General features: G+C 63.2%; 7 protein-coding genes and 1 pseudogene. 7 read left to right on the forward strand and 1 reads right to left on the reverse strand.

Translation table 11 applies throughout. The annotated features are described in order from the left end of the window. The first annotated feature begins 25 nt into the window (after nt 1–25). The 3 genes from GQB03_RS19945 to GQB03_RS19955 all read left to right on the forward strand — a co-directional run bounded on the left by GQB03_RS19945 (nt 26) and on the right by GQB03_RS19955 (nt 2,252). The gene (locus GQB03_RS19945) at nt 26–742 is read left to right on the forward strand and encodes a DUF5983 family protein (RefSeq protein ID WP_159693070.1); all 717 of its coding nucleotides are present in this window, start codon (nt 26–28) and stop codon (nt 740–742) included. 282 nt (nt 743–1,024) lie between these two features. Next, the gene (locus GQB03_RS19950; protein ID WP_159693072.1) at nt 1,025–1,822 is read left to right on the forward strand and encodes a GTPase; all 798 of its coding nucleotides are present in this window, start codon (nt 1,025–1,027) and stop codon (nt 1,820–1,822) included. Between the two features lie 64 nt (nt 1,823–1,886). Continuing rightward, nucleotides 1,887–2,252: a DUF3085 domain-containing protein gene (locus GQB03_RS19955; protein ID WP_159693074.1), complete on the forward strand. Its 366-nt coding sequence runs from the start codon at nt 1,887–1,889 to the stop codon at nt 2,250–2,252. A 109-nt stretch (nt 2,253–2,361) separates the two neighbouring features. Here GQB03_RS19955 and GQB03_RS19960 read toward each other — a convergent pair whose 3' ends face one another. After that, the gene (locus tag GQB03_RS19960; protein ID WP_159693076.1) at nt 2,362–2,667 is read right to left on the reverse strand and encodes a hypothetical protein; all 306 of its coding nucleotides are present in this window, start codon (nt 2,665–2,667) and stop codon (nt 2,362–2,364) included. 424 nt (nt 2,668–3,091) lie between these two features. Here GQB03_RS19960 and GQB03_RS19965 point away from each other — a divergent pair, with 424 nt between their 5' ends. The 4 genes and pseudogenes from GQB03_RS19965 (at nt 3,092) to GQB03_RS19980 (ending at nt 5,966) form a co-directional block, all read left to right on the forward strand. Further along, entirely contained in the window at nt 3,092–3,646 is a 555-nt protein-coding gene (locus GQB03_RS19965; protein ID WP_159693078.1) for an STY4534 family ICE replication protein, read from the forward strand. Nucleotides 3,647–3,701: 55 nt separating this feature from the next. Beyond that, nucleotides 3,702–4,313, forward strand: a complete 612-nt coding sequence (locus GQB03_RS19970; protein ID WP_159693080.1) for a DUF3275 family protein — start codon at nt 3,702–3,704, stop codon at nt 4,311–4,313. 90 nt (nt 4,314–4,403) lie between these two features. Further along, a pseudogene (locus GQB03_RS19975) lies at nt 4,404–5,231 on the forward strand (DUF932 domain-containing protein). 318 nt (nt 5,232–5,549) lie between these two features. Then, nucleotides 5,550–5,966, forward strand: a complete 417-nt coding sequence (locus GQB03_RS19980) for a hypothetical protein (RefSeq protein ID WP_159693082.1) — start codon at nt 5,550–5,552, stop codon at nt 5,964–5,966. The last annotated feature ends 86 nt before the right edge of the window (nt 5,967–6,052 follow it).

Consider the following 6,052-nt stretch of genomic DNA (forward strand, 5'->3'; position numbering starts at 1 on the left):
CCACTTCCTCAGATGGAGAAGTCCCATGTCCCCGACTTCCAATCCTTTCCTCCGCGGCTACCAGAACCTGCGCATCGATCGCACCTTGTGCATCACGTACGAGGACGACTGCCCGCCGGTTTGGCGCCCTCTGCATCCCAGCCAGGCGCATCTGCCAGACGACCAGGTCGCGCTCTTTCCCTGCGTCTTCAACAACGACTTCGCCCTGATCACCGAAGGCCAGGATATTCCCGAAGACCTGGAGACCCAATGCCAGACCGAGGGCGTGGTGCGCACCGTGATCTACGCCGTCAGCGGCGACGACTTCGGCCAGCCCCTGCACGTCGGTGACACTTACTCGGAGGAGGCCGCGCGGGAAGTCGTGCGGCGGCTGAGCTTCGAGACGGGCTTCTACAGCCGGTGCTGGGAGATCAGCAGTGCCCATCTCACCGCCGAGGCAGGCCGCTTCCTCGCCGAACTGGCGGACATCGCCACGCCGAGCGGTTTTCTGTTCGTCGCCTTCCGCATCCCGTACAGCCCCGCGATCGGCGTGAAGCTGATCGCCACGCCCTGGACGGATGCGAACCTGCAACTTGTCGAGGGCATCACCGCCGAGCAGTTGCGGCGGGAGCACCGGGCTAAGGGCATGCCAGAGTCCCTCGTGGAGGTACTGCACCTGGCTGCGCTCGCCGACATTCGCATGCTAGTGTTCGATGCCGATGCAAACGTGCTGGACGGCTTGCCCTTGTACGACGACGAGTAGCACCTTTCGAGCCCCCATGTGGGGCTCTTCCATTTTCATGGAAGCCGGCGACGGCGGGTTGCCGATTTGCGGACGACGGGCACCAACGTCTGCCGCACGCTTCACGCATGTTCGCTGGCGTTGCCGGCAGCATGCCCAGGCAGTCAAGACTTTCGAGACTGCGGTGCGGTTCGCCGCGCTGTCGTTTCCTTCACCGGACGCATGCCGCGTCCATCCACCTCACCCTCAAGGGACATGCCTCCCTTGCGGGCGGGAGTCCCTTGGTTGCCACAAGGAGTTCCCATGGATACCCAAGCCATCCGCGCACAGATGCCGACGCTGGTCCGCGGCCATGTGCCTTCCAACGTCCGCACCTTCAAGTTCAACATCTTCGACGGCCAGCCCAAGGTTTCGACGCTGGGCTTCCACATCGATCCCAAACCCTTCGAGGGCAAGGTCATCGCCACCACCGACGAGGCCATCGTCGTCAAGACCGGGCGGGCCGAGTTCGCGGTGCTCGACCGGGCGCTCGTGACCGAGGTGCCCGACGAAGGCGCCAAGGTGCAGGTCGAGCCCTATGCCAGGCGCCGCTTCGACGGCCTGCGCGCAGACACACCCGAGGAGCAGACCGAGTTCACCGCCGACGGCCGGCCCTACACGGTGCAGCGGTTCGTGCTCGGTTCCGCACCGGCGAAGCTGCCGATCCCCGAGCCCCGCTGCCCCGAGCTGCAGGAACTGATCCAGCAGATGGAGCAATTGCCTGCGCCCGACGGCTACCGGCGCATCACTCACCTGCTGGTGGACGCCGGCGCGCGGGACTTCACTTGGGTCGATCCGCTGCCCAAGGACATCATCGCGACGCCGCCGGCCATCAGCTTCACGGTGGCCACGGCGAAGTTCCAGGGGCGCGTCACTGTGTTGTACGAGCGCGGGCTCGACCTGTACGCGGTGGAGCTGCACTGCGACAGCGAGCTGGTCGAACGGGTCGATGAGGTGTTCTTCGATGCTCTCGCCGAGACGCTGGAGCGGTTGATCGACGACGGCAACTGGCGGCGCATCCGCGTGCAATGCCTGTCCGGTCGCACGCCTGTTCGGCACTGACTTCCACGCAGCCTCCCGTCCTCACGGCGGGAGGCCCTCCATTCCTTTCCCTGGAGATCAATCCATGTCTGTTCGATTCAAGGGCACCGACCTGCGGCCTGTGCTCGCCGAAGTGGTGGTCAATCAATGCCGCGTCGTCCTGGTCAAGGATCAGGGCGTGTACTTCCTGGCCGAGCGCGGCGAGCGCAGGCCCGATGGACGCCAGAAGCTCGTCGCCTACGCCGCGGGCTGCAACCCGGATGTCGATGCGTTCGACGACTGGTGGGAGCTGGCGCGCGCCGAGTTGAGCGGCGACGACTTCGGCGAGTTCTTCGTTCCGCACGATGGGGTTTTCGCGCTCATCCTGAGCGGCGAGGGCGACCTCGAGGTGTCCTCCACGGCAACGCACCTGTCGCTGCGGGCAGTGACGCCGACACAGAAAGGCACCTGACCGTCCCATATTCCCAGCCCCCGCTCCGGGGGCGTCTCATTTCCTGATGCCGACCGCCGCTGCCTGGAGACAGCCCGTCGCTGGAGATCACCGCAGCGCCGGCCTTGCTTCACCGTCCAGGTCCTTCACGGACGGAGTCGCCGCGCTCGGTTGCCTCCAACCATTCGTAGAGGTCATCGAGATCCCGATCGATCTGAGCCAGTGCTGCCTCGGTCATCAAGTACCAGGTGCAGCTGCTGTCGGAATCACGCGCCCTGTCCGTCAGCTCGTTCAGTATTGCTCGCCACGGAAGAAGGCGTTGCTTTTCCTGCTCGACCATCTGGCGGTCCGTCGTCCATACGCCGGTCGGGAGGAACAGACCTGATAGAGACTGAGAGGGGCGTGGGTCTCTTGTGGAGAGATGTTCAGCGGTCATCGGAGTTCTCCAGAAGTGGGAACCTCACGATAGAAGGAGGGTTTCCCGCGGACCACCCGAAATTCGAGCGAAAACAGCATGATTTCGACATCAGCCCCCGCTTTTCCTGTACTGCCAAGGGGGACGAATCGGGTCGGGCTTCGCCGCCGATTTCCCATCGCCCGTCACGCCGAGGAATGGCAGGCTGATGCCATGTTCCGCTGACTTCCGTCAGCAACATGCCCAGGTAGCCACGATCCTCAAGGCTACGGCGCGGTTCCGGCCGCGTTGATCACCCCGGTTCGCACCGGCATCCATGCGCGAACGCCCATCAGTTTCCGATGGCGATGCCACGAAGCTGTTCCATCAACCCACGCGGGGGTTCCACACCTTCCCCGCCTGGGTCGGGTGTGTCTCCGCCTCTTTGTTCTTCAGGAGATTCACCATGACCACTTCCACCGAAAAGTCCTACTTCGATCTGCACATCACCGGCCTCGGGTATCTGAATCGCATTCGCGAGGTGAAACCCAAGAAAGGCGATGCGTTCCTGGCCTGCGACATCGCAGCGCTGAACGGTCCCAGCGATGACGCCTCATATGTGCGTTTCGACGCGCGCGTATCGGGTTCGGAAGCGCAGCACCTGGTGCGCCGCTGCATCCAGGCGGTCGATGCCGAGAAGAAGGTGATGATCGGGTTCCGTCTGGGCGACCTGTGGACTGACACCTTCACCTATTCCAAGGGGAAGCGTGCTGGCGAGCAGGGCGTGAGCCTCAAGGCCCGCCTGCTGTTCGTCAGTTGGATCAAGGTCGACGGCAAGTTCGTCTACAAGGCCGAGTCCAAGCCGACCGAGACCGACGAGCGCACTCCGGAAGTCCCTGTGACGACCGAGGTGCCCGCCGCGCAGCAAGCCCCAGCACCGGAGTCTTCCAAGCCCGCCGCGGATGCTGCTGACGACGACTCTGCTGATGTTTCTGCATTGGCCGTTGCCGAGTCGTTCTGATCCACAAGGCCCCCTTACCGGGGGCTTGTCTTCTCATCGTCAGCAGGAGACCTTCATGATCACCATCCCCGGCCAACTGGCCATCAAGACCATCCACGGTCGCAACGGCGATTTCAACGTCGGCCGTCTCGCGACCTCCATCGGCGAGTTCGTCGTAAAGAACGCCGAGCTCGACCAGTACACCGAAGGCAAGTACGAGGGCGATTTCGTCATCGCTGAGATTCGCCCCTCCACGTACAGCGCCAACGGCCGCATGGTCATTGAAATTCGCGCCCTCTTGGGCGGGATGACGTTGTCCAACATCGACGCCTTGAGCCGCGACGAAGCCCGCCGGCTGAGTGCGCAGGAGGTCGATCCGATCGACGAGGAAGCGCAGGCTCCCGCGCCGACCGCCCCCAAGGCGCCGGCCAGGGCAAAGCCACGCAACCCGCGCGATCCCCTGGTCGACACCACGCCGTTCGGCAGCGAACCGGCCGCCGCATCTCCCGAGGCCTCGGCCGAGGCGGACGACGCGGCGCTGTTCGGCGCGCTCTGTCCGCTGGGCGACGTCGTCAAGCTCGATGCCACCGTCGATCGCCGCGTCCTGCGTCAGCAGCGCGACCGTCTCGGTGCGTTGGGCTACCAGTTCGCTCCACTGTCCCAGGACTGGCATCTCGCCAAGGCCTGATTCCCACCGCCGCGCCAGCGGCGTCTCACCACCCGCCGGGGTTCCTCCCTGGTGGGGCGGCGCTCCGGTCTCTCATCCAAGGAGATCGTCATGCAACTCGCATCCCGCTTCGCTTATCGCTCCCCGGTGCTGCGGTCGAATCTTCCGCTGTCCGATGACCAGATTCGCACTGTCGCGCCCTCCATCTTCGCGGACACCCCGCACGAAAGCCGCTCCGAGCGGTACAGCTACATCCCCACGGCAGCTGTGCTAACCGAACTGCGCAAGGAAGGCTTCCAGCCGTTCATGGTGTGCCAGACCCGCGTGCGCCAGGAGGACCGCCGCGACTACACCAAGCACATGCTGCGCCTTCGCCATGCGAGCCAGATCAACGGCGCCGAGGCGAACGAGATCATCCTGCTCAATTCGCACGATGGCACCAGCAGCTACCAGATGCTGGCGGGCATGTTCCGCTTCGTCTGCCAAAACGGCTTGGTGTGCGGCGACACGTTCGCCGACGTGCGCGTGCCTCACAAGGGCAATGTCACCGATCACGTGATCGAGGGCGCCTACGAGGTACTGCATGGCTTTGAGCAGGTGCTGGACTCGCGCGACGCCATGCGTGCCATCGCGCTTGACGACGGCGAGGCCGAGGTCTTCGCCAGATCGGCATTGGTCCTCAAGTACGACGAACCTGGCAAGACCCTGCCGATCACGGAAGGCCAGATCCTGCGTCCCCGCCGCTTCGACGACAACCATGCGGACTTGTGGTCCACGTTCAACCGGGTCCAGTAGAACCTCGTCAAAGGTGGCCTGAGCGGCCGCAGCGCCAACGGGCGCCAGCAGCGCACCCGGCCTGTCCATGGCATCGACCAGAACGTCCGGCTCAACCGGGCGCTCTGGTTGCTCGCGGATGGCCTGCGCAAGCTGAAAGCCTGACCCCCAAGCGGATCGTGCCCATCGCGGCATGGTCCGCTTTTCTTCTTCGCCGATCTGCGGGGTGGGCGTACAGCCTCAAACGACCCGGTACGGATATCCGGTTGTTCGGTGTCTAGGACCGGTTTGCAGCGGTTGCTGCCATTGGCGGGCACGCCGTGAACTTATGGTTTCCGTCGCATTGCCGTCTCACACAGTTCGTCGCCTTGAACGTGTAACATTTAGCTACACACGTTCCGCAAAGAGGATTCATGAAGCTGCACGCCTTCTGATGCCTGCGATGGCTGTAGGCATGGTCGCGGGTAAAAACAGGGATGACAAGTGGCAACGAAAACCGACAAATACGCTGCTGGCGAGCAGGGGTTGGGTTACGTCTACCAGATTCGCTTCGCGCTCGCGCATCTGATGAAGCAGGACGAGGGTCAGTCGCTCCTCATTGAGGCGGACGACGATGTCGAACTCCGGGACATCGAAGGGCGAAAGACGCTAATCTCGCTAAAACATAAGCAGGCCGGTGAAACTGTCGGAACGCTATCGACCGACTTCTGGAAGTCAGTCCGAATCTGGCTTGACCGCTATGTCAGAGACGGCAAGCTCGCTTGCGAGCATTCGTATTGCATGGCGACAACCGCACGTGTCGGTGCAGGCTCGATGCTGAGGTACTTCCAGGTAGGCTCTGCATCGAAGCCGGCAGACTTTGTCGCTGCCGGATGTAAATTGACACATGCTGCCGATTGAAAATTGATACACCAAGTAGGGAAGATCGGGGCTTTTTGGAGTCCCGTTGATCACAGACGAGGTGTATGTGGAAATCGAGGTCTTGA

It is taken from the genome of Cognatazoarcus halotolerans, assembly GCF_009800965.1.
In the GTDB taxonomy this organism is placed as follows: domain Bacteria; phylum Pseudomonadota; class Gammaproteobacteria; order Burkholderiales; family Rhodocyclaceae; genus Cognatazoarcus; species Cognatazoarcus halotolerans.

Coding starts and splice junctions, on each gene's coding strand:
- GQB03_RS19945 (WP_159693070.1), top strand. CDS start 26: ATGTCCCCGACTTCCAATCCTTTCCTCCGCGGCTACCAGAACCTGCGC.
- GQB03_RS19950 (WP_159693072.1), top strand. CDS start 1,025: ATGGATACCCAAGCCATCCGCGCACAGATGCCGACGCTGGTCCGCGGC.
- GQB03_RS19955 (WP_159693074.1), top strand. CDS start 1,887: ATGTCTGTTCGATTCAAGGGCACCGACCTGCGGCCTGTGCTCGCCGAA.
- GQB03_RS19960 (WP_159693076.1), bottom strand. CDS start 2,667: ATGACCGCTGAACATCTCTCCACAAGAGACCCACGCCCCTCTCAGTCT.
- GQB03_RS19965 (WP_159693078.1), top strand. CDS start 3,092: ATGACCACTTCCACCGAAAAGTCCTACTTCGATCTGCACATCACCGGC.
- GQB03_RS19970 (WP_159693080.1), top strand. CDS start 3,702: ATGATCACCATCCCCGGCCAACTGGCCATCAAGACCATCCACGGTCGC.